The following is a 23,657-nucleotide window of genomic DNA, read 5'->3' as shown; positions in this document are numbered from 1 at the left end:
GCCCGGCTTCGCGACACATAGTCCGTTGCGAAGACACGCCGGTGGGGCTCGCAGGGGTTTATGTCTCGCGAAGCGACAGCGCAACCGAGCGCAGGTTCACACGGGCGCGGCGGTCATGTTCATGTCGATCGTGCCCTGACACGGGCCGCCGGCGATCTCGGTGTGCATGGTGCCGGCAAGCGACCCGTCGGGTTGGGGCGTGTAGCGCACGGTGGCGTGGGCGGGACTCCACTGGATCGTGGTGTCGGGCAACATGCAGTCCCACTGGAAGTCGCTGGTCTGGGTCCACGACGAGCCGTCCCAGGTGAACTGAATCGGTTGCGGAACCGTCGGGTTGCTCGGCGGTGGGCCGTCGACGATCGTGGCCGTGCACTTTCCGTTCGTGCAGCTCGAGCGGAACGTGTAGACGTCGGTGTGCTGTTCCTCGGGGTCACCGGCCGCCAGGCTGGTGCCGGACTTCGGGCCGACCATGAACGTGATCGCGTACTTGCCGTTCCACGACGGAGAGTCGGCAGAGGCGGTCGGGACGGGCGCCAGCGCGACCGCGAGCGACGCGGCGCACAAACCCACGAGACCGCTCAGGCGCCTCGGGGGCATGTCAGGGTTTGGGTGTCGGGGCCGCGGTTCCATAGAGGCAGTCGTGAAGTTCCTGACTACCCGGGTCGAAGTCGAATCCGCAGTTGCACTCGCGAACTTCCTGCGGGGTGCCGAGCCCATCGCAATAGGGGGTGCCGGCCGACGCCGGCGGTGCGGTCCACATGACGCCGGCGGCCAGGGCCGCCGCCGCGGCGCCGACCGCGCTCATCAATGCTCTGGTCTTCATGTCGGGATCCTTTTCTCCGGTTACGGCCGGCCGCAGTTCTCGGTCGGGGTCGACTCGATGCGGCGGCATGCAGGGACGATAACGCCGTCGACCGCGGCTGGCCCGGCAAAGACGAAACCACCCGCGCGGCGATCGGTGGTGTGATCGCGGCACGGGTGGCGTCGTCACGTCGTTTACACGTCGTAGTAGAGCGCGAACTCGTAGGGGTGCGGCCGGATCTGGACCGGCAGGATCTCGTTCTCGCGCTTGAAGCTGATCCATGTGTCGATCAGGTCAGGCGTGAAAACGCCACCCTCGGTGAGGTATTCGTGGTCTGCTTCCAGCCGGTCGATCACCGCAGACAGCTGGGTGGGCGCCTGCGGAATGTTGGCGGCCTCTTCGGGCGGCAGCTCGTAGAGGTCCTTGTCGACCGGCGCCTGCGGTTCGATCTTGTTCTTGATGCCGTCCAGGCCCGCCATCAGCATGGCCGAGAACGCCAGGTACGGGTTGCCCGACGCGTCGGGGCAACGGAACTCCAGGCGCTTGGCCTTGGGGTTGGTGCCCGTGATCGGGATCCGCACGCACGCCGAACGGTTGCGCTGGCTGTAGACCAGGTTGATCGGGGCCTCGAACCCGGGAACCAGCCGCTTGTAGGAGTTCACCGTGGGGTTGGTGAAGGCCAGCAGCGACGGCGCGTGGTGCAGCAGCCCGCCGATGTAGTGGCGCGCGGTGTCCGACAGCCCGGCATAGCCCGTCTCGTCGTACATCAACGGGCTGCCGTCCTTCCACAGCGACTGGTGGGTGTGCATCCCGGAGCCGTTGTCGCCGAACAGCGGCTTGGGCATGAACGTGACGGTCTTGCCGTTCGCCCATGCGGTGTTCTTGACGATGTACTTGTAGAGCATCATGTCGTCGGCCGCGTGCAGCAGCGTGTTGAACTTGTAGTTGATCTCGGCCTGCCCGCCGGTGCCCACCTCGTGGTGGCCCTTCTCCAGGCTGAAGCCGGATTTGATCAGGTTCTGCAGCATCTTGTCGCGCAGGTCGACGTAGTGGTCGACGGGGGCGACCGGGAAGTACCCGCCCTTGGGGCGGACCTTGTAGCCGCGGTTGGGGCTGCCGTCGAGTTCGTTGGGCGAGCCGGTGTTCCACCACCCCGAGATCGCGTCGATCTCGTAGAACGAGCCGTTGGTGCGCGAGTCGAAGCTGATCGAGTCGAAGATGTAGAACTCGGCCTCCGCGCCGAAGTACGCGGTGTCCGCGACGCCGGTGCTGATCAGATAGTTCTCGGCCTTGCGGGCGATGTTGCGCGGGTCGCGCGAGTAGGGCTCGAGGGTGAACGGGTCGTGCACGAAGAAGTTCATGTTCAGCGTCTTGGCTTCACGGAACAGGTCGATGCGTGCGGTGTCCGGGTCGGGGAGCAGCAGCATGTCGGACTCGTGGATCGACTGGAATCCGCGAATCGAGGAGCCGTCGAAGGCCAAGCCGTCCTCGAAAACGCTCTTGTCGAAGAACGACACCGGAATCGTGAAGTGCTGCATGATGCCTGGCAGGTCACAGAACCGGACGTCGACGAACTCGACGTTCTCGTCCTTGACGAGTTTGAAGATGTCGTCGGGCGTCGTTTCTGTCACAGAATGCTCCTTTACTTGGTGAAATCCGCGGCCTGACGGTACGAAGCTGATATTTCCCGTCGGTCAACCCCGTGTTGCGCGCACGTTACGCGCCCATGCAGCCCGCAAAAGTGGCCGGGTCGGCGGTACGCGCCGAGGGCTCTATTGTGGGGCCATGGACCGCAAGATCGTATCTGGTCCGGTGTGTGGGCGCACCGGTGTTCCGCGCTCCCGCGCGGAGCGGCCCCGCCCGGTCCGCGCCCGATGACGCCGGAGTCGCGATCCGCCTACCCCGGTGAGGCGCTCGGCCTGCCCGAGAGCGGTGCGGGTTCGCTGGCGCCGATGGGGCGCCGCCTGGCCGCGCTGCTGATCGACTGGCTGATCTCCTACGGCCTGGCGGCGCTGGGTGTGACATTCGGCCTGCTGACCCAGCGCAGCCTGGCTACCGCGGTGCTGGTCGTCTGGTGGGTGCTCGGCGTGGTGGCGGTGCGGCTGTTCGGTTCCACCCCCGGCCAGCTGACGCTGGGCCTGGGCGTGGCGGCGGTGGACGGCCGGGGGCCGGTGGGCGTCGTGCGGCTGGCCGTGCGCGGGCTGCTCGTCGCGATGGTCATCCCGGCGCTGTTCACCGACTACGACGGCCGCGGCCTGCACGATCGCGTGACCGGCACGGCCGTGGTGCGGCGCTGACGGTCGGAGGTGCGCCGGGTGCCCCGGCCGCTACCGGCGGCGCACCGTGCGCTGCACGCCGCGCATCTTGCCGGCGTTCGGCTGCGGCCCCTTGGGCATGACGGCGGCGCCCGCGCGCGACCCGAGCGCGGCCATCCGCGACTCCAGGCTGTCCATCTGCTTGGCGCTGATGTTGGCCGGCAGGCGGGTCAGGTGGCGCTCCAGCTTGGCCAGGGGCACCTCGCCCTCGCCGTTGCCGACGACGATGTCGTAGATCGGTACGTCGCCGACCAGCCGCGCGTGGCGCTTCTTCTCCTGCGCCAGCAGCGGTTTGACCCGGGCCGCCGATCCCTCGCCGACCAGGATGACCCCGGGCCGGCCGAGCACCCGATGCACGGCGTCGAAGTGCCCGGTCGCGGCGACACCGGGGGTCACCCGCCACTTGCCGCGCAGGTTGTCCAGCACCCACGCCGCGGCGCCCGCCTGGCCCTCGGCTTTGCCGTAGACCGATTTCTGCGCCCGGCGGCTGAAGACGATGAACGAGACCAACGCGCCGAGCAGCACCCCCAGCGGGATCAGCGTGATCATGGTGAGCCCGCCGGCCCAGAGGCCGACGGCCACCGAGGCGCCCACGATCAGCACGAAGGCGCCGATCATGTACGGCAGCAGCCGCTTGTCTTCCTGGCGCTGGATGTTGAACGCCTGCCACAGCTGGGCGCGGCGCTCCTTGGCGGCGGCTTTGCGGGCGGCCTGCGCCTGGGCCCTGGCGGCCTTGTTCTCGGCGGCTCTGCGGGATTTAGCCATAATCACCAAGGATATGCGGTGCGGGTCAGGGTGCCGAGGCCTCCATGCTCTCCGAGCCGCGGGCGGCCTGCTCATAGAGGCGTCCCGCGCGGTAGGACGAGCGCACCAGCGGCCCCGCCAGCACCCCGGAGAATCCCAATTCCTCTGCGTGGCAGGCCAACTCGGTGAACTCCTCGGGCCGCACCCAGCGCTCGACGGGATGGTGGCGCGCCGACGGCCGCAGGTACTGGGTGATCGTGATGATGTCGCAGCCGGCGTCGTGCAGGTCGGCCAGCGCGGTGCGCACCTCGTCGGGCGTTTCGCCCAGGCCGAGGATCAGGTTGCTCTTGGTGACCAGACCGGCCTCGCGCGCCGCGGTCAGCACGTCCAGGCTGCGCCGGTAGGTGAACGCGGGCCGGATCCGCTTGAAGACGCGCGGCACGGTCTCGACGTTGTGGGCCAGCACCTCCGGGCGGGACTCGAAGACTTCCGCCAGGCGCGTGGGTTCGCCGTTGAAGTCGGGGATCAACAGCTCGACCCCGGTCGCCGGGTTGAGCTCCTTGATGGCGCGCACCGTGGCGGCGTACAGCCAGGCCCCGCCGTCGGGCAGGTCGTCGCGGGCGACGCCGGTGACGGTGGCGTAGCGCAGGCCCATGGTCCGCACGCTGTCGGCAACCCGGCGGGGCTCGTCGCGGTCCAGGTCGGCCGGGCGGCCGGTGTCGATCTGGCAGAAGTCGCAGCGGCGGGTGCACTGGTCGCCGCCGATCAGGAAGGTCGCTTCCCGGTCCTCCCAGCATTCGAAGATGTTGGGGCAGCCGGCCTCCTCGCAGACCGTGTGCAAACCCTCCCGCCGGACCAGGGCCTTGAGCTGGGTGTACTCGGGTCCCATCCGCGCGCGGACCCTGATCCACGGCGGCTTGCGCTCGATCGGGGTTTCGGCGTTGCGAACCTCGAGCCGCAGCAGTTTGCGGCCTTCGGGTGCGACAGTCACATCGCCGATGCTACGCGGGCGACCGGGTGGTCCCGCACCGGCAGGACCCCGTCCAGGGCGTCGCAAACGGCGCCCGCCACCGCCGCACACACGTCGTCGACGCCCACCGTGCGTCCCAGTTCGGCCGACAACGACGTCACCCCGGCGTCGCTGATCCCGCACGGCACGATGGCGCCGAACGCCCCCAGGTCGCAGTCGCAGTTGAGCGCGAACCCGTGCAGGGTGGTCGCGCGGGACACCCGTACGCCGATGGCGGCGATCTTGCGCGCGGGTCGTGCGGCGTCGCCCGGCACCCACACGCCCGAGCGGCCCTCGACGCGGACGGTTTCCAGGCCGACGTCTGCACACACCTTGATCAGCGATTCCTCGAGCCGCCGAACGTAGTTGACGACGTCGAGCGGTTCGGCCAGCCCGATGATCGGGTAGCCGACCAGCTGACCCGGGCCGTGCCAGGTGATCTTGCCGCCGCGGTCGGTGTCTATGACATCTGCGACGCCAGCGCCGCTCACCGGCCGCTCGTGCGGCTCGGTGCGCCGCCCCGCGGTGTACACCGGCGGGTGTTCCAGCAGCAGCAGCGCGTCGCTGCCGCCGGCGACCCGGGCGTCGGCCATCTCGCGCTGCAGCTGCCACGCGGTGCGGTAGTCCATGGTGCCCAGCCGGCGGACGTCGACGGGGGACGGCTCGGCCCTGATGGATGACCTGATGGGTGCGGTCACGGTGGCGACGGTACACCCCCGCCACCCCCGCGGATCTAGTCGCGTTCCCGCCGGGCGGTCGCGTAGTCGAGCGCCTCGCCGATGGTGTTGTGGTGGAACTGGAAACCGGCCCGCTCCAGCGCCCCGGGGATGGCGCGCTGCCCGATCAGCAGCGCCTCGTCGGCGAACTCGCCGAGCGCGGCGCGCACCGCCACCCCGGGCAGCACCAGCGGGGTGGGACGGTTGACCGCGCGGCCGAACGCGGTGGTGAACTCGGCGTTGGTCACCGGCGCCGGCCCGGTCATGTTCACCGGGCCGGACAGCGCGCGCTGCGAGATCGCGAACAGCAGGGCGCGCACCTCGTCCTCGAGGCTGATCCACGACATGTACTGACGGCCGCTGCCCAGCCTGGCGCCGAGGCCGGACGAGAACAGCGGCCGCATCTTGCGCAGCGCCTGGCTCGCCGCGCCCAGCACCACCCCCGTGCGCGCCAGCACGACGCGGACCCCGCCGTATTGGGCCGGCAGCGTGGCGGCCTCCCAGTCCTGGCACAGCTGGGCCAGGAAACCGCTGCCGGCCCGGGCGTTCTCGTCGACCACACGGTCCCTGGTGTGCCCGTAATAGCCCACCGCGCTGGCATTGATCAGCGTGTCGACGCCGGCGTCGGCGACGGCCTTGGCCAGCACCTCGGTCGGCGTGATGCGGCTGTCGCGCAGGCTCTGCTTGAACGCCCCCGACCAGCGCCGCCGGCCGATGTCGACCCCGCACAGGTTGACCACGGCGTCGACGTCGTCCAGGGCGTCTGGATCGAACTCGCCGCTATCCGGATTCCAATGCAGCTCTTCGGGATTCGCCGGTGCCCGGCGCACGATGCGCAGCACCCGGTGGTCGGCGGCGCGCAGCGCGGCGGCCAGCGCGGAGCCGATCAGGCCGGACGAACCCGCGATCGCGACTACGGCCTTGTCACCAGCCCGGGCCACGCTCTCACAGCCCCAGATCGGCCTCGAACGCTCCCTCTTCGAGCCGGTTCTTGATCGTGGTGAGGAAGCGTCCGGCGTCGGCGCCGTCGATGAGCCGGTGGTCGTAGGTCAGCGGCAGGTAGCAGATCGAGCGGACGCCGATCGACTCGTTGCCGAATTCGTCGACGATCACCCGGGGCCGCTTGACGATGGCCCCGGTGCCCAGCATCGCGGCCTGGGGCGGCACCAGGATCGGGGTGTCGAACAACGCCCCCTGGCTGCCGATGTTGGTGATCGTGAAGGTGCCACCGGACAACTCGTCGGGCTTGAGGTCGCCCGAGCGGGCGCGCGCGGCGATGTCGGCGATCGCGCGGGCCAGCCCGGCCAGGGACAGGTCGCCGGCGTTGTGGACCACGGGGGAGAGCAGGCCCTGCTCGGTGTCGACGGCGAAGCCGAGGTGCTCGGCGTCGTAGTAGCTGATCTCCTTGGTGTCCTCGTTGTAGCTGGCGTTGATGTTCGGGTGGGTCTTCAGCGCGTCGATCACCGCGCGGGCGATGAACGGCAGGAAGGTCAGGTTCACCCCTTCGCGTTCGGCGAACACCGCCTTGGCCCGTGCCCGCAAGCCGACGATCCTGGTCATGTCGACCTCGTGGGTCTGGGTGAGCTGGGCCGTCGCCTGCAAGGATTCGCGGGTCTTGGCCGCGGTGAGCTGCCGGATGCGGCTGGCCTTCTGCGTGGTGCCGCGCAGGTGCGCCAGCGCCGGTGCCGGGCTGGGTGCGGGCCGTCCGGACTCCGCGGCCGCCCTCGGCGCGCCGGCGGCGGCAGCCGGCGCGGGTGCCTCGGTGGGCTGCTTCTTCTGTTCCGCCGCGGCGAGCACGTCCTGCTTGCGGATCCGGCCGCCCACGCCGGTACCGTTGACCGCGCTCAGGTCGATGTCGTGTTCGTTGGCCAGCTTGCGCACCAGCGGGGTTACGTACGGCGTCCCCTCCGCCGCACCCTGGCCCTGCGACTCCGCAGCGGGCCGCGAGGGTGCCGGTTCGGCCTTCGGCGCGGGCTTGGGTTCGGGCTTGGGCTCGGCTTTGGGTTCGGGCTTGGGTTCGGGCTTGGGTTCGGCTTTGGGCTGAGGCGCCGGCTCGGGTGGGGACGGCTTGGTGGGGGCGGCGGCCGCGCCGGTTCCCGAGCCGATCCGTGCCAACTCGCCGCCGACGGGGACCGTGGCGTCCTCCTCGGCGGTGATGCTGACCAGCACACCGGCCACCGGCGAGGGGATCTCGGTGTCGACCTTGTCGGTGGACACCTCCACCAGCGGTTCGTCGACCTCCACCGAATCGCCGACCTTCTTCAGCCAGCGGGTGACCATGCCCTCTGCAACGGACTCGCCGAGCTCGGGCATCAGCACCGGGGTGGCGTCGCCGGAAGCCTGGGAGGGTTGCGGGGCCTGCGACTGCGCGGGTGCCGCGGGCTCGGGTTCCGGTTCGGGCTCGGCCTGCGTCTCGGGCTCCGGGCGGCTCGGCGCCTGCGCACCCGCCCCGCCGTCCTCGGCGGCGTCGCCGATGACGGCCAGCTCGCCGCCCACCTCGACGGTGTCGTCTTCGCGGGCGACGATCTTGGTCAGCACCCCGGCCGCCGGGGAGGGGATTTCGGTGTCGACCTTGTCGGTGGACACCTCGACGAGGGGCTCGTCGACTTCGACCGTGTCGCCTTCCTGCTTGAGCCATCGCGTGACCGTCCCCTCGGTGACGCTCTCACCGAGTGCCGGCATCTGGACGGAGAAGGCCATCTTTTCTGACTCCTCGAATCGCTGGTGGGTCGGCGCAGGTCGACGCACGGTGGTGTACCGGCGGTAAACCGAGTCGGCGTCGGAACTATCCCGTCGCTATCTTGTCATCGCCGCGGGAACGGCACACATTCAGGGCGGCCGCGCGCCGATGCCGGGGCGACCGTCAACCCGCTTGCTACGGTGTGGCCACTGCTGGTCACGGTGCCAGTCAGGGGCAGGCAGAGCACATCGGGGGTGGCGGAGGTCAGATGGCGGCAACACAGCAGGTTTCCCAGCATTTCGTCGACAGTACGGACGGGGTGCGCATCGCGGCCTACGAAGAGGGCAACCGTGCGGGCCCGACCGTCGTCCTGGTGCACGGCTTTCCCGACTCGCACGTGTTGTGGGACGGGGTCGTGCCGCTGCTGGCCGAGCGGTTCCGCGTCATCCGCTACGACAACCGGGGGGTGGGCGGCTCGTCGACCCCCAAGCCGGTCGCCGCGTACACCATGCAGCGCTGCGCCGACGACTTCGCCGCGGTCACCGGTGCGCTGTCGCCCGGCCAGCCCGTGCACGTGCTGGCCCACGACTGGGGGTCGGTGGGGGTGTGGGAGTACCTGAGCCGGCCCGGCGCCGCTGACCGGGTCGCCTCGTTCACGTCGGTGTCGGGCCCCAGCCAGGACCAGCTCGTCGCCTACATCTTCGGCGGGCTGCGGCGGCCGTGGCGGCCGCGCACCTTCGCCCGGGCGATCAGCCAGGCGCTGCGGCTGACCTACATGGTGTTCTTCTCGATACCGGTGCTGGCGCCGCTGGTGCTGCGGCTGGCGCTGACGAGCAAGGCGGTCCGGCGCCACATGGTCGGCAGCATCCCCGACGACAAGATCCACCACTCCGCCGGGCTGGCCGCCGACGCCGCCCGCTCGGTGAAGACCTACCGCGCCAACTACTTCGCCGCGTTCGCCAGGAAGCGGCCGATCCCGGTGATCGACGTGCCGGTGCAGTTGATCGTCAACACCGACGACCCCTACGTGCGGCCCTACGGCTACGACGACACCGCGCGCTGGGCGCCGCGGCTGTGGCGCCGCGACATCAGGGCCGGTCACTTCTCCCCGATGTCGCACCCCCAGGTGATGGCGACCGCGGTGCACGACGTGGCGGACCTGGCCGAAGGCCGCCAGCCCAGCCGCGCGCTGCTGCGCGCGCAGGTCGGCCGCCCCCGCGGGGACTTCGGCGACACCCTGGTCGCGGTCAGCGGAGCCGGCAGCGGAATCGGCCGCGAGACCGCGTTCGCCTTCGCCGCCCACGGCGCCGAAGTCGTCGTCAGCGACATCGACGAGGCGTCCGTCAAGGAAACCGCGGCGGAGATCGCCGCGCGCGGCGGCGTCGCGCACAGCTACGTGCTCGACGTGTCCGACGCCGACGCGGTCGAGGCGTTCGCCGAGCGGGTCAGCGCCGAACACGGCGTCCCCGACATCGTCGTCAACAACGCGGGCATCGGGCACGCCGGCGGCTTCCTGGACACCCCCGCCGAGGAGTTCGACCGCGTGATGGACGTCAACTTCGGCGGCGTGGTGAACGGCTGCCGGTCGTTCGCGCGGCGGTTGGTCGAACGCGGCACCGGCGGGCACATCGTCAACGTGGCGTCCATGGCCTCCTACTCCCCGCTGCAGTCGCTGAGCGCCTACTGCAGCTCCAAGGCGGCGGCCTTCATGTTCTCCGACTGCCTGCGGGCCGAGCTCGACACCGCCGGCATCGGGCTGACCACCATCTGCCCCGGCGTCATCAATACCAACATCATCAAGACCACCCGCATCGACGCGCCCCAGGGCAAGAAGGAGCGGGTGGCCGGTCGCCGCGGACAGCTCGGCATGCTGTTCGCGCTGCGCCATTACGGCCCCGAGAACGTCGCCAACGCGATCCTGTCGTCGACCCGCAAGAACAAGCCGATCCGCCCGGTCGCGCCGGAAGCCTACGCGTTCTACGGCCTTTCGCGGTTCGCGCCCCAGGCGTTGCGCAGCACCGCGCGGCTGCGGGTGATCTAGCCGGAGGCCGGCACGCCGCCGCGCGAACGATCGAGGTCAGCGACCGCCGAGAAGGCGCTGCTTCTGTTCGACGAACTCCGTGTCGGTCAAGGCGCCCCTGTCGCGGAGTTCGGCGAGTTTGCCCAACACTTCGGTGATCTCGCGCAGCTCGGCAGCGGTACCGGCCGGCCGGCCGCTCGAGGCCGTGCGCGACCGTTGCTCGCGGTCCCCGACGGCCGCCCCGGCCCGTACCCGACTGCCCGGCGCGCCGCCCTCGTCGCCCGGCCGGTCTTCTCGGGAACCGGACGCGGCGCGCGAGGGAAACGCCATCAGCGGCGTCCCACCGAAGAGGGGCATGTCGCCGAACGGGCCAAGGCCCGAACGAGGGGCCGGGACGGAACCGGCGATCGGCGCTTCCGCGGCGGCCAGACGCATCTCCGGGGCCGCCGACGTCCAGCCCGCCGGCACCGACAGCCGGCCGCGGGAGCCCGCACCGCCCATCTGCGCCGACACCGACGTGGCCGCCTCCGGCGGGCGCGCCGCCTTCCCCGTCCCCGCCGGCCGTTCCGGTGCCGCCGGCGCGGCCTGGGCTTTCTCCCCGGCACCCGGCCCCGCGACGTTGTGTTCAGCCTCGGAGATGAACCCCGCGGCGCCCGACACCCCGATCAGCCCGAAACCGTTGCCCAGAAATCCGGAGCTGAGTTCCACCAGGTCATAGACATTCGTGAAGTTCGAAAAGCCGGTCAAACCGAAGGGTGCCGCCGCCAGCGCCTGCAACGCATTCGGCACCGCGGACATCAGCGCGCCACTCGACAGCGCCGCCTGTGCGTGCCCGGCCGAGGTGGCGGCGGCCCCGGCGGCCGCGGCGCTCTGTGCGATGACCCCGCCCTGGTCGGTGGTCGGCCGTGGCGGGGCGAACGGGGTCACCTCCGAGGCCGCCCGCGAGGTACCGGCATAGCCGTACATCACGGCGACGTCCTGGGCCCACATCTCGGCATAGGCGACTTCGGTGGCCGCGATCGCCGCGGTGTTCTGGCCCAGCACATTCGTCGCGATCAGCGACATGAGCTGTGCACGGTTGGACGCGATCACCGGCGGCGGCACCGTCATCGCATGCGCGGCCTCGTATGCCACCACGGCAGCCCTGACCTGGGCGCTGGTCTGGCCGGCCTGCGCGGCGGCGGTACTCAGCCATGCCACCTGCGATGCGGCCGACGCCGCCATCGACGCCGCGGACGGCCCCTCCCACGGTTCGCTGGTGAGCTCGGAGACCACCGACTCGAGGTTGGCCGCGGTGGTGTGCAACTCGTTGGCCAGCTCGTCCCATGCCCACGCGGCGCTCAGCATCGACCCTGCACCAGGACCCGCATAGACGCGCCCGGAGTTGACCTCCGGCGGCAAAAACGCAAAATGCATGTGTGCTTGGCTATCCCCTGCATCCCCGGGGGCGTCCTCGGCGGCCCCCGGTCACGTCCCCTTCGTACCACGCGCCGCCGATCCCGGGTCGGCCCCGGGCTCGACGCCGGGTCATCCTGCCTGCGGATCCTGCACGGCAACAGGCGTTTTCACCCAACGCGGCGATCCCGGTCACGGCTCACCGGCATCGATCGACGGCGCGCGGCACGAACGGGTCGGTCTAGACGGACGGGGCCGCGCCCTCGGACCGTCGGACCAGGAACGCGCCGGCGACCGCCAGCACCCCGACCACCGTCAACGGGATCGTCCACGCCCGCCGGCTGCCCACCGCCGAGCTGCACTGCGCGACGTAATCGGGCGAGTGCGGAGCGAATTGACCGACGACCGGGATGTTCGCCCCGGTCTGGTTGTTGGTTGTCTGCGTCGCGTTACGGGCGCTCTGCGTGTTCTCCGCCACGGCGTTCCCGCATCCGATGGAATTTCCGTTCCCGTCGGAAATGGAAACCGGCACCAGCAAACCGATCACACCGGCCAGCAACAGCACGGCGCCCACCGCCACGATCAACCGTCGTACCGTCACGATCTCGCCTTTCTCGTCAGCGAATGAAAACGCTGGGAGATTAGCCACTGGGGGCGGCCAGTAAACCTGCAGTTCGCCAGGGTCCGGTGCTTGGCTCCCGTCCGGGTGGGTACCCGGCGGCGGTAACCCGAGCAGCGAAAGGATTTGCCGTGATCATTGCGACGCGGGACGTGGCCGTGCCCTGCCAGCGGGTCTGGGACGTGATGGCCGACGGGTGGACCTACACGCAGTGGGTGGTGGGCAACAGCCGCACGCGCGCCGTCGACCCGACCTGGCCGGAACCGGGCACCTCCATCCGGCACTCGGTCGGTGGTTGGCCGCTGGTCATCAGGTGAAGTGAGGTGCCGGGGGACGCCGCCGACGCCGTGATCGTCGGGGCCGGGCACCACGGGCTGGTCGCCGCGGCGATGCTCGCCGACGCGGGGTGGGACGTGCTGGTGCTGGAGGCGCAGCACGAGCCCGGCGGCGCCGTGCGCAGCGCCGAGCTGACACCGGGCTACGTCACCGACCTGTGCAGCTCCTACTACCCGATGACCGTGGCCTCACCGGCGATGGCCGCGCTGCGGCTCGAGGAGCACGGGCTGCGCTGGTCACACGCTCCCGCGGTGGTGGGTCACCCGCGCGGCGGCAGCGACGAGGACCCGCCGATCATCTACCGCGACCCCGCCCGCACCGCAACCGAACTGGAGCGCAGGCACCGCGCCGACGGCGAAAACTGGTGGCGGGCGGTCGAATTGTGGCAGAAGATCAAAGCGCCGCTGCTGGGCGCGCTGCTGGCCCCGTTCCCGCCGGTGCGCCCGATGCTGCGGCTGCTGCGCGAACTCGGCACCTCCGAGGCGGTGCGGCTGGCCAACCTGCTGATCCAGCCCGCCAACACGATGGTGGACCACCTGTTCGACGGCGAGGCCCCACGGGTGTTGTTGCTGGGCAACGCGATGCACGCCGACATCCCCCCGGACGCGCCGGGCAGCGGGGCGATGGGTTTTCTGATGACGATGTTCGCCCAGGACCACGGCTGGCCGGTGCCCGTCGGCGGGTCGGGCCAGCTGACAGCGGCACTGGTCAGCCGCGCCCGCTCCGCCGGCGCCCGCATCGATTGCGACCAGGACGTCGCCCGCGTCGAGGTCCGGGGCCGTCGGGCGGTCGGGGTGACCACCGCCGGCGGGCGCACGGTGCGGGCCCGGCGCGCCGTCGTCGCCGACGTGACCGCGCCGCGGCTGTTCTGCGAGATGCTGCCCGCCGACGCGGTCCCGGCCGGACTGCGCCGCCAACTCGAGCACTTCGTCTGGGACCCGCCGGTGGTGAAGGTCAACTACGCCCTCGACGGCCGGATCCCGTGGCGCGCGCAGTCCCTGGCCGCCGCGGGCACCGTCCATCTGGGCGCCGACGCCGACGGGCTGATGCGCTGGATGGCCGACCTCAACACCCGCGTGGTGCCCGAGCATCCGTTCATGCTGTTGGGTCAGACCACCACCGCGGACCCGAGCCGCTCACCGGCGGGCACCGAAAGCGTATGGGCCTACACGCATCTGCCGCGCAACGTGGCCGACGACGTGGCGGCCGAACGGCTCGCGGCAGCGGTGGACCGGGTGATCGAGGAACACGCCCCGGGGTTCGGGTCGCGGGTGATCGGCCGGTTCGTGCAGCGACCCTCGGACCTGCAGGCCAGCGACGCCAACCTGCACCTGGGCGCTTTGAACGGCGGGACCGCGCAACTGCAGCAGATGCTGATCTTTCGTCCCGCCCCGGGCATGGGGCGCGCCGAAACACCGATCGAGCGGCTGTATCTGGGCAGCGCGTCGGCCACCCCGGGGGGCTCGGTGCACGGCGCCTGCGGGCGCAACGCCGCCAACGCCGCGCTGGCCGACGCCGGCGTCACCGGCTGGCCGCGGCGCAAGCTCACCCGCTCGGTGCTCTCACGGCTGACCAGATGAGCCGGTCAGCCGTTCGCGCAGATGTCTTCCAGCACCGCGCAGATCGTGCGGGTCGGCACACCCGTGGCGCCCTTGGGGCTGTATCCCCACGGGCCGCCGGTGTTGTAGGCCGGGCCGGCCACGTCGATGTGCGCCCACGCCACCCCGTCGGCGACGAACTCGCGCAGGAACACCCCGGCCACCAGCATGCCGGCGAAGCGCTGGCCGCTGACGTTGGCCAGGTCGGCCACTCCTGACTTCAAATCGTCCTTGAGCTCGTCGGGCAGCGGCATCGGCCAGCCGTTCTCCCCGACCCGCTGCGAGATCCCCGCGACCCGGTCGCGGAACTCGTCGCTGCCCATCACCCCGGGGATGCGCGAGCCCAGCGCCACCGTCTGCGCGCCGGTCAGCGTGGAGGTCTCGATGAGGTAGTCGGGCTTGTCCTCGCAGGCCCGCACGATCGCGTCGGCCAGGATGAGCCGGCCCTCCGCGTCGGTGTTGAGCACCTCGACCGTCGTCCCGCCGTACTGCGTCAGCACGTCGCCCGGGCGCTGCGCGGTGCCCGACGGCATGTTCTCGGCCATCGGCACGGTGGCGATGACGTCGATGGGCAGCTGCAGCTGCGCGGCCAGGGCGACGGTGGCCACGACGGCGGCCGCCCCGCCCATGTCGGAGGTCATGTAGTGCATCGACGCCGCCGGCTTGATCGAGATGCCGCCGGTGTCGAACGTGACGCCCTTGCCGACCAGCGCGACCTTCTTGACCTTCTTGGCCTGTCCGGCTTTGGCCAGCCGCGACCCGCGGTGGATCAGCCGCACCAGCCGCGGCGGGCGCGACGAGCCCTGGCCGACGCCGACGATGCCGCCGTAACCGCCCTTCTGCAGGGCCTTTTCGTCGAGGATATCCACGTCCAGGCCGACGGATTCACCCAAGGCCTTTGCCCGCTTGGCGAATTCGGCGGGAAACAGGTGGCTCGGCGGGGTGTTGACGAAGTCGCGGGCGGTGGCGACCGCGGTCGCGACGGCCGCGCCGTGCGCGCTCTGCTTCTTGGCGTCCTTGGAGCCGGACAGCACGGTGATCTTGCGCAGCCCTTTGTCTTTCGGCGCCGTCTTGGCGCTGCGGAAGTCGGTGAACCGGTAGCCGCCCAGGATCAGCCCCTCGACCGCGGCCGAGCAGACGCCCTCGCCGGGCAGGTCGGCCAGGGTGGTGAGCACGGTCTCGGCGTTGCCCAGGGAGCGCGCCGCCACACCGGCGGCGCGGCGGACGGTGTCGGCCGGCCACTCCGATCGCGGCTTGCCCAGGCCCACCGTCAGCACGCTGCCCACCGGCAGCGAACCCACCACCAGCCGGTGCACCTGTTCGCTGCCGCCGGTGGCGTCCAGGGCCCGCAGGCCGGCCTCGATCTCGGTGACCGCGTCGGCGGGCAGGAACGGCTCGGCCGAGGCCACGACCGCGCCCGGCTTGTCCTCCTCGCCGGCCGACACGACCGGCACCAGCAGGACCGTGGAACCCGCGCCGCGCTTCGGCAGCGAGGTGGCGACGTTGACGGCAGGGGATCGGTAGCCCGGTTCGGTGGTCACGGGAAATCACCCTAGTCACCTGCGGCGGGTCTTGGACCCCTGCCCCGACGGGGCGGTGGCGGCGCCCATTAGGGTGGGATGGTGTGAGCGACGGGCCAGAGCTGCTGCACGGACCACTGGAAGACCGCCATCGCGAGCTGGGCGCCAACCTCGGCGAATTCGGCGGCTGGCTGATGCCGGTGTCCTATGCCGGCACCGTCAGCGAGCACAACGCCACCCGCAACGCCGTCGGCCTGTTCGACGTCAGCCACCTCGGCAAGGCGCTGGTTCGGGGGCCGGGCGCCGCGGAGTTCGTCAACACCGCGCTCACCAACGACTTGACCCGCATCGGCCCGGGCAAGGCGCAATACACGTTGTGCTGCACCGAATCCGGTGGGGTCATCGACGACCTGATCGCCTACTACGTCGCCGACGACGAGATGTTCCTGGTGCCCAACGCCGCCAACACCGCGGGCGTCGTGGCGGCGCTGCGGGCGGCCGCTGAGGCCGGTTCGGGGGCCGGCCTGACGATCACCGATCAGCACCGCGACTACGCGGTGCTGGCGGTGCAGGGGCCGCGGTCGGCCGACGTGCTCGGCGAGCTGGGGCTGCCCACCGACATGGAGTACATGGCCTACGCGGACGCCTCCTACTCGGGGGTGCCGGTGCGGGTGTGTCGCAGCGGCTACACCGGCGAGCACGGCTACGAGCTGCTACCGCCCTGGGATTCGGCGGGGGTGGTGTTCGACGCGCTGCTCGTTTCCGTGCGTGCCGCCGGCGGCGAGCCCGCCGGCCTGGGCGCCCGCGACACCCTGCGCACCGAGATGGGCTACCCGCTGCACGGGCACGAGCTCTCGCTCGACATCTCGCCGCTGCAGGCCCGGTGCGGCTGGGCGGTCGGCTGGAAGAAGCCCGCCTTCTTCGGCCGCGACGCGCTGCTGGCCGAGAAGGCGGCGGGGCCGCGGCGGCTGCTGCGGGGGCTGCGCATGGTCGGCCGCGGGGTGTTGCGCCCCGGGCTCACGGTGCTCGCCGGGGACGCCCCCGTCGGGGTCACCACCTCCGGAACGTTCTCGCCCACGCTGCAAATCGGCATCGGTCTGGCGTTGATCGACACCGCCGCCGGCATCGAGGACGGCCGGCGCGTCACCGTCGACGTGCGTGGCCGCGCGGTCGAATGCGAAGTCGTGCGACCACCGTTCGTCGCGGCGAAAACCCATTAGCCGCCAGTTGAGTTCAGGTCGCGTTCCCGACGGCGAAAGCACCATCGCATCCGGAGATACAATCGGCGCCATGACGAGCGGCTCCCCTGAATTCACGGTTTCACGCTCGCCACATCCGGCGACCGACGCGGAACGCGAATCCATCCTGGCCGACCCGGGTTTCGGCAAGTACCACACCGACCACATGGTGTCGATCGACTACACCCACGGTCGCGGCTGGCACGACGCCCGGGTCATCCCGTACGGGCCGATCGAGTTGGATCCCTCGGCGATCGTGCTGCACTACGCGCAGGAGATCTTCGAGGGGCTCAAGGCCTACCGGTGGGCCGACGACTCGATCGTGTCGTTCCGTGCCGAGGCCAACGCCGCCAGGTTGCGCTCGTCGGCCCGGCGGCTGGCCATGCCCGAACTGCCCGACGAGCTGTTCATGGGCTCGCTGTGCCAGCTGATCGGCGTCGACAAGGCCTGGGTGCCCGCCGCCGGCGGGGAAGAGGCGCTGTACCTGCGCCCGTTCATGATCGCCACCGAGCCGGGCCTGGGGGTGCGGCCGGCCAAACAGTTCCGCTACCTGCTGATCGCCTCCCCGGCCGGCGCCTACTTCAAGGGTGGCATCAGCCCGGTCAGCGTCTGGGTGTCGACGGAGTACGTGCGGGCCTGCCCGGGCGGCACCGGTGCGGCCAAGTTCGGCGGCAACTACGCCGCCTCGCTGCTGGCCCAGGCCGAGGCCGCCGACAACGGTTGCGACCAGGTGGTGTGGCTGGACGCCGTCGAACGCCGCTTCGTCGAGGAGATGGGCGGGATGAACATCTTCTTCGTCTTCGGCAGCGGCGGCTCCGCGCGGCTGGTCACCCCGGAGCTGTCCGGCTCGCTGTTGCCGGGCATCACGCGGGATTCGTTGCTGCAGTTGGCGATCGACGCGGGCTTCAGTGTCGAGGAGCGCAAGGTCGACATCGACGAGTGGCAGAAGAAGGCGGCAGCCGGCGAGATCACCGAGGTGTTCGCCTGCGGCACCGCCGCCGTCATCACCCCGGTGTCGCGGGTCAAGTACGGCGACGGCGAGTTCACCATCGCCGACGGCGAGCCCGGCGAGGTGACGATGGCGCTGCGCGACACGCTGACCGGGATCCAGCGCGGCACCTTCGCCGACACCCACGGCTGGATGGCCCGGCTGGGCTAACCGCTCACCCCTGGAAGCCGGCCAGCGTCACCGCGCCGACCGTCGTCGTCACCTCGATCGCGGCGCCCAGCACGTCACCGGTGATGCCGCCGAACCGCCGCACGCAGTGCTTCGCCAGGACCGCGCCGCAGCCCACCGCCACCAGCATCGCCACCGGCCCCTGCCACGGCCGCGGAGCGGCCGGCACGGACGCGGCGAGCAACACCGCGACCCAGGCCGCCGCCACCGCCGCGGGCTGGCTGCCGGCGACGCGGGCGCCCAGGGCGCTGCCCTCGGCCGCCGGGACCGCCCGGCGACAGGCAAGCACCGCGGTGACCCGGCCCGCGACGACCGCCACGACGATCCCCGCCGGCGGCAGAGCCGCGAACGCGAAACCCTGCAGCGCGATCACGAGCACGACGGCGGCCACGCCGAACGCCCCGGTGGATCCCTCGCGCATCACCGCCAGCGCGCGCGGCGGCGGCCCGTAGCAGCCCAGCCCGTCGGCCGTGTCGGCGACGCCGTCGAGATGCAGGCCGCGGGTCGCGAGCAGCAGCACCGCCACGGCGAGCAGCCCGGGCAACGGGCTGGCCGGACCGAACGCCGCCGCGCCGCCCCACACCAAGGCCGCGGCCAGCGCCCCCAGGGCGGCGCCGACCACCGGCAGCGCGGTCATGGCGCCCCGGCCCAGCGGGACGGTCGCGGCGCGCGGGACCGGCAGCACCGTCCCGAACGCGAAAGCCGTTGCCAACGAACGGATCACGGGCAGGGTCGGTCGGAGACGCCGGCCTCGCCGAAGGTTGCCATGGACGCCAGCGTGGCCACCGCGGCGCGCAGCACCGGCAGCGCCGCCGCCGCGCCGCTGCCCTCGCCCAGCCGCATCCCCAGGTCCAGGATCGGCTCCAGCGACAGGGCCGCCAGGGCCAGCGTGTGGCCCGGCTCGGCGGAGCGGTGACCGGCCTGCCACCACTGCCGGGCGCCCGGGGCCAGGCGCTCGGCGACCAGCGCCGCGGCCGTCACCGCCATGCCGTCGAGCAGCAGCGGCGTGCGCCGCACCGCCGCCTGCGCACAAAAACCCGCCATGGCCGCCAGGTCTGCACCGGCGCAGCAGCGCAGCAGGCCCACCGGGTCGGGCAGCACCAGCCGCGTCCGGAACAGCGCATCGCGCACGGCGGCCGTTTTGCGCACCCACGCGGCGTCGTCGATCCCGGTGCCGAAGCCGATGGCCGCGACGGGCTCGGTGTTGGTCAGCGCCGCCACCAGCACCGTCGCCGGGGTGGTGTTGCCGATCCCCATGTCGCCGGCGATGAGCAGGTCGGCGCCGGCGTCGACCTCTTCGTCGGCGATGCGCCGGCCCGCGTCGATCGCCGCGACGGTCTCCTCGTCGGTCAGCGCGTCCTGCACGCTGATGTCGCCGCTGCCGCGCCGCACCTTGTGGGCGCCGATCCGCTCGGAGACCGCGTCGGCGTCGACGGCCAGGTCCGCGACCCGCACCGTCGCCTCCGCGATCTCGGCCATCACGTTGATCGCCGCGCCGCCGGCCGCGATGTTGGCGACCATCTGGGCCGTCACCTCCGGCGGATACGCCGACACCCCGGACCGGGCGACGCCGTGGTCGCCGGCGAACACCACCACCCGGGCGCGCCCGAACTGCCGCGGCGGGCACTGGGCCTGGCACGACGCGATCCAGACCGCCAGGTCCTCGAGGCGGCCGAGGGCGCCCCGCGGTTTGGTCAGAATGTCCTGACGGGCGCGGGCGGCCGCGGCGACGGCCGCATCCGGCGGCGAGATCGGCGGGAACTCCATCAGATTCCCGACGCCGGCTTGATCGGCTTGATCGGCAGCGCCTGCCCGGCCACGACCAGCACCACCCGATCGCACAACTCGGCGACGCGCTGGTTGAGCCCGCCCAGTTCGTCGGCGAACCGGCGCCCGGACGCGGTGGCCGGCACCACGGTCAGCCCGACCTCGGGGCTGACCAGCACCAGCGGGGCGGCGAACGCGGCGACGGCGGCCAGCATGTCGTCGATCATCTCGTGCACCGGCTCCGCCGGCGACCCGTTTCCCCACGCGTTGTTGCGGTCCAGTACGGCCGTCAGCCAGGCGCCGAGATCGTCGACCAGCGCCGGGGCGTGCGGCAACTGCCGCAACTGGGCGGCGATCTCCCCGGTTTCCACCGTCGCCCAGTGCGCGGGCCGGCGGCCGCGGTGCCGCGCGACGCGTTCCGACCAGGCCGCGTCGGTCTCGTCGACGGGGCCGGGGGCCAGGTAACGCACGGGCTCGCCGGGCGGCAGCGACCCGGCGATGGCTTCCTCGGCCCAGCGCGACTTGCCCGACCTGATCCCGCCGAGCACCAGCGTGCGCACCGGGGTCAGGCGGCTTTCAGGTGACGCTCAGCCGACACTGCTGCCGCGCTCGACCTGGGGCTTGGGCGCCCGCATCCGGCGCATCTGGGAGGCCCGACTGGCGGCGTAAAGGCCCAGCTTCCAACGGCTTTCGGTGTTCTTCGGGAATTTCGCGTCGACCATTCTGGTGACCTTGCGGCCCAGGATGAACGCGTCGACAGCCATCACCGCCATCAGCACCAGCATCGCCGGGGACATGTAGAGCTGCACCTGGGGGACCGCGAACATCACGAACAGCAGGAACAGCGTCGCCGGCATGAACAGCCCCAGCAGGTTGCGCCGGGAGTCCACCACGTCACGCACGTACCGGCGTATCGGCCCCTGGTCGCGCGGCAGCAGGTAGCCCTCTTCGCCGGCCATCATGCGCTCGCGGCGCTCGGTCATCCGGGCCCGGCTGGCGGCCTTGTCGGCGCGGCGCTCCTCGCGGCTGAGCTTGGGCTTGGCGAGCGATTTGCGCCGGGCCCGCGCCTCCGAGGCGGTCATGGGCGCAGGCGCGACCGGTCCCTTCTTGGCGCTGCGCCGGGCGTCGTTGCGTTTGGGGGTGGGCCGGCCCTTGGGTGCGGTGCGGCGCGACTCGCCGTGGGCTCCGTCGCCGGAACCGGAGCGCGGCTCCGGCGCGCCTTCGCCGAGGTCGTCTTCGTGGCTCTTCCCGCGGCCCAGTAGCTTCACAGCCGCCAGGTTACTTCGCGGCGGGCCCGGCACGGAATCGCCCCGGAAAGCATCGCTATTAGCCATGCGCCAGCGATGAGGATGGCCCTACGCTTAGGCCTGTGCTGAACGGCTGGCTGTGATGGACGATGGCTCGATGGCGTCGGGTGGTGGCGCCGCCGGCCTCGCGCCAGGTCGTCTGCAGCTACCGGCCATGCTGGTTCTGGTGGCCCCGGACTGCTACGGCGACAGCCTGTCGGCCGTGCAGGCGGCCGCCTCCATCGCGACGGGCTGGACGCGGTCACGGCCGGGCGACCGGTTCATCGTGGCCCCGCAGTCCGACGGCGGCCCGGGTTTCGTCGAGGTGCTGGCCAACCGGCTGGGGCAGAAGCGGCGCCTGAAGGTGTCCGGGCCGCTGGACACCACGGTCCGCGCCGACTGGGTGCTGGATGCCGCGTCGGCGACGGCATACCTGGAGTGCGCCCAGGCGTGTGGCCTGGCCCTGCTGGGCGGCCCGCCGACCCCGGAGACCGCGCTGGCGGCCCACAGCAGGGGAGTGGGGCAGCTCATCGACGAGGCGCTGTGCTACGGGGCCAGGCGGATCGTGGTCGGGCTGGGCGGCAGCGCCTGCACCGACGGCGGCCAGGCCATGATCACCGAGCTGGGCGGGCTGGACACCGCGCGGCGACGATTGGCCGGCGTCGAGCTGATCATCGCCTCGGACACCGAATACCCGCTGACGGGCCCATGGGGGGCCGCCCGGGTCTTCGGTCCGCAGAAGGGTGCCGACACGGCCACCGTCGCGGCCCTGGAGGTGCGCCTCGAGGCGTGGGCGCTCGAACTGGAAGCGGCGGCCGGACGTGACGTGAGTTCCGAACCCGGGGCGGGGGCCGCCGGCGGCATCGGCGCCGGGTTGCTGGCGCTCGGCGCCAGGTGCGAGTCGGGCGCCGCCATCATCGCCGAGCACACCCACCTGGCCGACGACCTCGACATCGCGGAGCTGATCCTGACCGGGGAGGGGCGATTCGACGAGCAGTCCCTGCACGGCAAGGTGGTGGGGTACCTCGCCGACGAGGCCCGCCCGCGGGGCATCCCCGTGATCGTGCTGGCCGGGCAGGTCGACCTGGACAATTCGGCGGTGCGCACCGCGGGCATCATGTCCGCCTTGTCGATCGCCGACTACGCCGGCTCGGCGCGGCTCGCGCAGGCCGACGCGGCCAACCAGCTGATGGGATTGGCCTCACAGGTGGCGGCACGGCTCGGGAATAGCGGTCCGGCGAGGTACCGTTGAACGTGTGGGTTTTCCGGAGCCGATGGGGCCCCGCTGAAGCCGACCCACCCAACCACGAGGCATGCATGCGCATGCAGTACCGATGAGGCATGTAGGAGAAGCAATGACGGTGCAAAACGAGTCGGACGCCAAGACCCACGGCGTGATCCTGACCGAGGCCGCTTCCGCCAAGGCGAAGTCCCTGCTCGACCAGGAGGGCCGTGACGACCTCGCGCTGCGCATCGCGGTCCAGCCGGGTGGCTGCGCCGGCCTGCGCTACAACCTCTTTTTCGACGACCGGACGCTGGACGGCGACCTGACCGCGGAGTTCGGCGGCGTCACCTTGACGGTGGACCGGATGAGCGCGCCCTACGTCGAGGGTGCCTCCATCGACTTCGTCGACACGATCGAGAAGCAGGGCTTCACGATCGACAACCCCAACGCCACCGGCTCGTGCGCCTGCGGGGACTCCTTCAACTGACCCGATGACGAGCCGCTGACCGGGTCGCGGCTGCGCGGGCGCTAGTACGAGCCGCCGGTGCGCAACACGTACGAGCAGACCATGATCTGGCCGCGCTGGAAGAGCAGCTGCGCGATGCCCTGCACCTGCCCGCGCATCGGGCCACCGGTGGCAGGGGAGACGCGCATCGTGAACAGCGCCTGAGCCTGGTACTGCGACAGGTACACGATCTTGTCGATCGAGGTCACCTCGACCTGGGAGAACTGCTTGCGGAACGCGTCGCTGGCGAGCCGGGCCAGCGCCAGGTCCGAGCGTTTGTCACGCACCCCGTCGTACATGCCGCACAGCGCGTTGTGGACGACGACGTCGAGCTCGCGGTGGTCCAGCGCGTTCAGGTACTCCTGAATCGCCGTCTTGGCCGCCGACTCCGAGAACGTCGCGCCGGTGTTGGCCCCATTGGTGCGCACCCCGTACACGATCGCCACCGTCGTCACGGCGGCCAGCGCGATGGCCACCAGAACACTGACAAGCAAACGTCGCTTGGACCGTCGCTGCGGGTAGCCGACCGGCGCGGGCGGCGGACCTGCATAATTGGGCGGCAGGGGTCCCGCGGGGCCCCCGAAGACCGGGTTGCCGGCGGCGTGCTCGTCGGGATACTCGAGCGGCCGGGATTCCGGGCGCGGCGCTGGACGGTCGCTTCCGACGGTGTGGTTCGGCGGGTGCGGACCGGCCATCGTGGGTCTC

At 71.4% G+C, this 23,657-nt stretch carries 23 protein-coding genes and 1 pseudogene; 8 read left to right on the top strand and 16 right to left on the bottom strand.

Translation table 11 applies throughout. The annotated features are described in order from the left end of the window. Positions 1 to 96: 96 nt before the first annotated feature. The 3 genes from ACJ512_RS17675 to glnA all read right to left on the bottom strand — a co-directional run bounded on the left by ACJ512_RS17675 (position 97) and on the right by glnA (position 2,433). On the bottom strand, positions 97 to 597 hold the full coding sequence (locus tag ACJ512_RS17675) for an Rv2253 family sensor-like surface protein (RefSeq protein WP_407686535.1): 501 nt from the start codon (positions 595 to 597) through the stop codon (positions 97 to 99). 1 nt (position 598) lies between these two features. Next, complete coding sequence (locus ACJ512_RS17670; RefSeq protein WP_407686534.1) at positions 599 to 823, bottom strand: hypothetical protein; 225 nt, start codon at positions 821 to 823, stop codon at positions 599 to 601. A 173-nt stretch (positions 824 to 996) separates the two neighbouring features. Beyond that, entirely contained in the window at positions 997 to 2,433 is a 1,437-nt protein-coding gene (gene glnA, locus ACJ512_RS17665; protein ID WP_407686533.1) for a type I glutamate--ammonia ligase, read from the bottom strand. 243 nt (positions 2,434 to 2,676) lie between these two features. On the opposite strand from glnA, the gene ACJ512_RS17660 reads away from it, so the two are divergent. Continuing rightward, positions 2,677 to 3,099: an RDD family protein gene (locus ACJ512_RS17660; RefSeq protein ID WP_407686532.1), complete on the top strand. Its 423-nt coding sequence runs from the start codon at positions 2,677 to 2,679 to the stop codon at positions 3,097 to 3,099. Positions 3,100 to 3,129: 30 nt separating this feature from the next. Here the strand turns inward: ACJ512_RS17660 and ACJ512_RS17655 are convergent, their stop codons facing one another. From ACJ512_RS17655 to sucB, 5 genes are read right to left on the bottom strand one after another with little or no spacing between them, the layout of a single operon-like run. After that, positions 3,130 to 3,882, bottom strand: coding sequence for a DUF4191 domain-containing protein (locus tag ACJ512_RS17655; protein WP_407686531.1), 753 nt, complete (start codon positions 3,880 to 3,882; stop codon positions 3,130 to 3,132). Between the two features lie 25 nt (positions 3,883 to 3,907). Beyond that, positions 3,908 to 4,852: a lipoyl synthase gene (lipA, locus tag ACJ512_RS17650; protein WP_407686530.1), complete on the bottom strand. Its 945-nt coding sequence runs from the start codon at positions 4,850 to 4,852 to the stop codon at positions 3,908 to 3,910. Next, complete coding sequence (gene lipB / locus ACJ512_RS17645) at positions 4,849 to 5,556, bottom strand: lipoyl(octanoyl) transferase LipB (protein WP_407686553.1); 708 nt, start codon at positions 5,554 to 5,556, stop codon at positions 4,849 to 4,851. The genes lipA and lipB overlap by 4 nt, the downstream gene beginning before the upstream one ends. Before the next feature lie 47 nt (positions 5,557 to 5,603). Next, entirely contained in the window at positions 5,604 to 6,527 is a 924-nt protein-coding gene (locus ACJ512_RS17640; protein WP_407686529.1) for a TIGR01777 family oxidoreductase, read from the bottom strand. A gap of 4 nt (positions 6,528 to 6,531) precedes the next feature. Continuing rightward, entirely contained in the window at positions 6,532 to 8,286 is a 1,755-nt protein-coding gene (gene sucB, locus ACJ512_RS17635; protein ID WP_407686528.1) for a 2-oxoglutarate dehydrogenase, E2 component, dihydrolipoamide succinyltransferase, read from the bottom strand. Between the two features lie 248 nt (positions 8,287 to 8,534). On the opposite strand from sucB, the gene ACJ512_RS17630 reads away from it, so the two are divergent. After that, positions 8,535 to 10,307 (top strand): SDR family oxidoreductase, encoded by a 1,773-nt coding sequence (locus ACJ512_RS17630; RefSeq protein WP_407686527.1) that lies wholly within the window; start codon positions 8,535 to 8,537, stop codon positions 10,305 to 10,307. A 36-nt stretch (positions 10,308 to 10,343) separates the two neighbouring features. Here ACJ512_RS17630 and ACJ512_RS17625 read toward each other — a convergent pair whose 3' ends face one another. Further along, positions 10,344 to 11,702, bottom strand: a complete 1,359-nt coding sequence (locus ACJ512_RS17625; protein WP_407686526.1) for a PPE family protein, SVP subgroup — start codon at positions 11,700 to 11,702, stop codon at positions 10,344 to 10,346. Positions 11,703 to 11,922: 220 nt separating this feature from the next. After that, a complete protein-coding gene (locus tag ACJ512_RS17620; protein WP_407686525.1) occupies positions 11,923 to 12,282 on the bottom strand; it encodes an RNA-binding protein in 360 nt (119 codons plus the stop codon). A gap of 149 nt (positions 12,283 to 12,431) precedes the next feature. Between ACJ512_RS17620 and ACJ512_RS17615 the strand changes: the two are divergent. After that, positions 12,432 to 12,611, top strand: a pseudogene (locus tag ACJ512_RS17615) (SRPBCC family protein); the annotation flags it as partial. 78 nt (positions 12,612 to 12,689) lie between these two features. After that, the gene (locus ACJ512_RS17610; RefSeq protein ID WP_461480132.1) at positions 12,690 to 14,216 is read left to right on the top strand and encodes a phytoene desaturase family protein; all 1,527 of its coding nucleotides are present in this window, start codon (positions 12,690 to 12,692) and stop codon (positions 14,214 to 14,216) included. Between the two features lie 5 nt (positions 14,217 to 14,221). On the opposite strand, the gene ACJ512_RS17605 is transcribed toward ACJ512_RS17610, so the two are convergent. After that, positions 14,222 to 15,775 (bottom strand): leucyl aminopeptidase, encoded by a 1,554-nt coding sequence (locus tag ACJ512_RS17605; protein WP_407686523.1) that lies wholly within the window; start codon positions 15,773 to 15,775, stop codon positions 14,222 to 14,224. Positions 15,776 to 15,858: 83 nt separating this feature from the next. Here ACJ512_RS17605 and gcvT point away from each other — a divergent pair, with 83 nt between their 5' ends. Together gcvT and ACJ512_RS17595 are read left to right on the top strand one after the other, a co-directional pair. Continuing rightward, the gene (gene gcvT / locus ACJ512_RS17600) at positions 15,859 to 16,974 is read left to right on the top strand and encodes a glycine cleavage system aminomethyltransferase GcvT (protein ID WP_407686522.1); all 1,116 of its coding nucleotides are present in this window, start codon (positions 15,859 to 15,861) and stop codon (positions 16,972 to 16,974) included. 70 nt (positions 16,975 to 17,044) lie between these two features. Next, positions 17,045 to 18,151 (top strand): branched-chain amino acid aminotransferase, encoded by a 1,107-nt coding sequence (locus ACJ512_RS17595; protein ID WP_407686521.1) that lies wholly within the window; start codon positions 17,045 to 17,047, stop codon positions 18,149 to 18,151. Between the two features lie 4 nt (positions 18,152 to 18,155). On the opposite strand, the gene ACJ512_RS17590 is transcribed toward ACJ512_RS17595, so the two are convergent. The 4 genes from ACJ512_RS17590 to ACJ512_RS17575 are packed head-to-tail and all read right to left on the bottom strand — an operon-like array spanning position 18,156 to position 21,204. Continuing rightward, on the bottom strand, positions 18,156 to 18,893 hold the full coding sequence (locus ACJ512_RS17590) for an adenosylcobinamide-GDP ribazoletransferase (RefSeq protein ID WP_407686520.1): 738 nt from the start codon (positions 18,891 to 18,893) through the stop codon (positions 18,156 to 18,158). Next, the gene (gene cobT, locus ACJ512_RS17585) at positions 18,890 to 19,936 is read right to left on the bottom strand and encodes a nicotinate-nucleotide--dimethylbenzimidazole phosphoribosyltransferase (protein WP_407686519.1); all 1,047 of its coding nucleotides are present in this window, start codon (positions 19,934 to 19,936) and stop codon (positions 18,890 to 18,892) included. The genes ACJ512_RS17590 and cobT overlap by 4 nt, the downstream gene beginning before the upstream one ends. After that, complete coding sequence (locus ACJ512_RS17580) at positions 19,936 to 20,496, bottom strand: bifunctional adenosylcobinamide kinase/adenosylcobinamide-phosphate guanylyltransferase (protein ID WP_407686518.1); 561 nt, start codon at positions 20,494 to 20,496, stop codon at positions 19,936 to 19,938. The genes cobT and ACJ512_RS17580 overlap by 1 nt, the downstream gene beginning before the upstream one ends. 27 nt (positions 20,497 to 20,523) lie before the next feature. Then, positions 20,524 to 21,204, bottom strand: a complete 681-nt coding sequence (locus tag ACJ512_RS17575) for a DUF3043 domain-containing protein (protein WP_407686517.1) — start codon at positions 21,202 to 21,204, stop codon at positions 20,524 to 20,526. Positions 21,205 to 21,397: 193 nt separating this feature from the next. Between ACJ512_RS17575 and ACJ512_RS17570 the strand changes: the two genes are divergently transcribed. Next, a complete protein-coding gene (locus ACJ512_RS17570) occupies positions 21,398 to 22,474 on the top strand; it encodes a glycerate kinase family protein (protein WP_407686552.1) in 1,077 nt (358 codons plus the stop codon). Between the two features lie 103 nt (positions 22,475 to 22,577). Next, positions 22,578 to 22,934 (top strand): HesB/IscA family protein, encoded by a 357-nt coding sequence (locus ACJ512_RS17565; RefSeq protein WP_407686516.1) that lies wholly within the window; start codon positions 22,578 to 22,580, stop codon positions 22,932 to 22,934. Positions 22,935 to 22,975: 41 nt separating this feature from the next. On the opposite strand, the gene ACJ512_RS17560 is transcribed toward ACJ512_RS17565, so the two are convergent. After that, entirely contained in the window at positions 22,976 to 23,647 is a 672-nt protein-coding gene (locus tag ACJ512_RS17560) for an Rv0361 family membrane protein (protein ID WP_407686515.1), read from the bottom strand. Positions 23,648 to 23,657 lie beyond the last annotated feature (10 nt).

The organism is Mycobacterium cajalii, from assembly GCF_045809005.2.
Classification (GTDB): Bacteria; Actinomycetota; Actinomycetes; order Mycobacteriales; family Mycobacteriaceae; genus Mycobacterium.
This window is presented reverse-complemented; position numbering and strand designations above follow the sequence as displayed.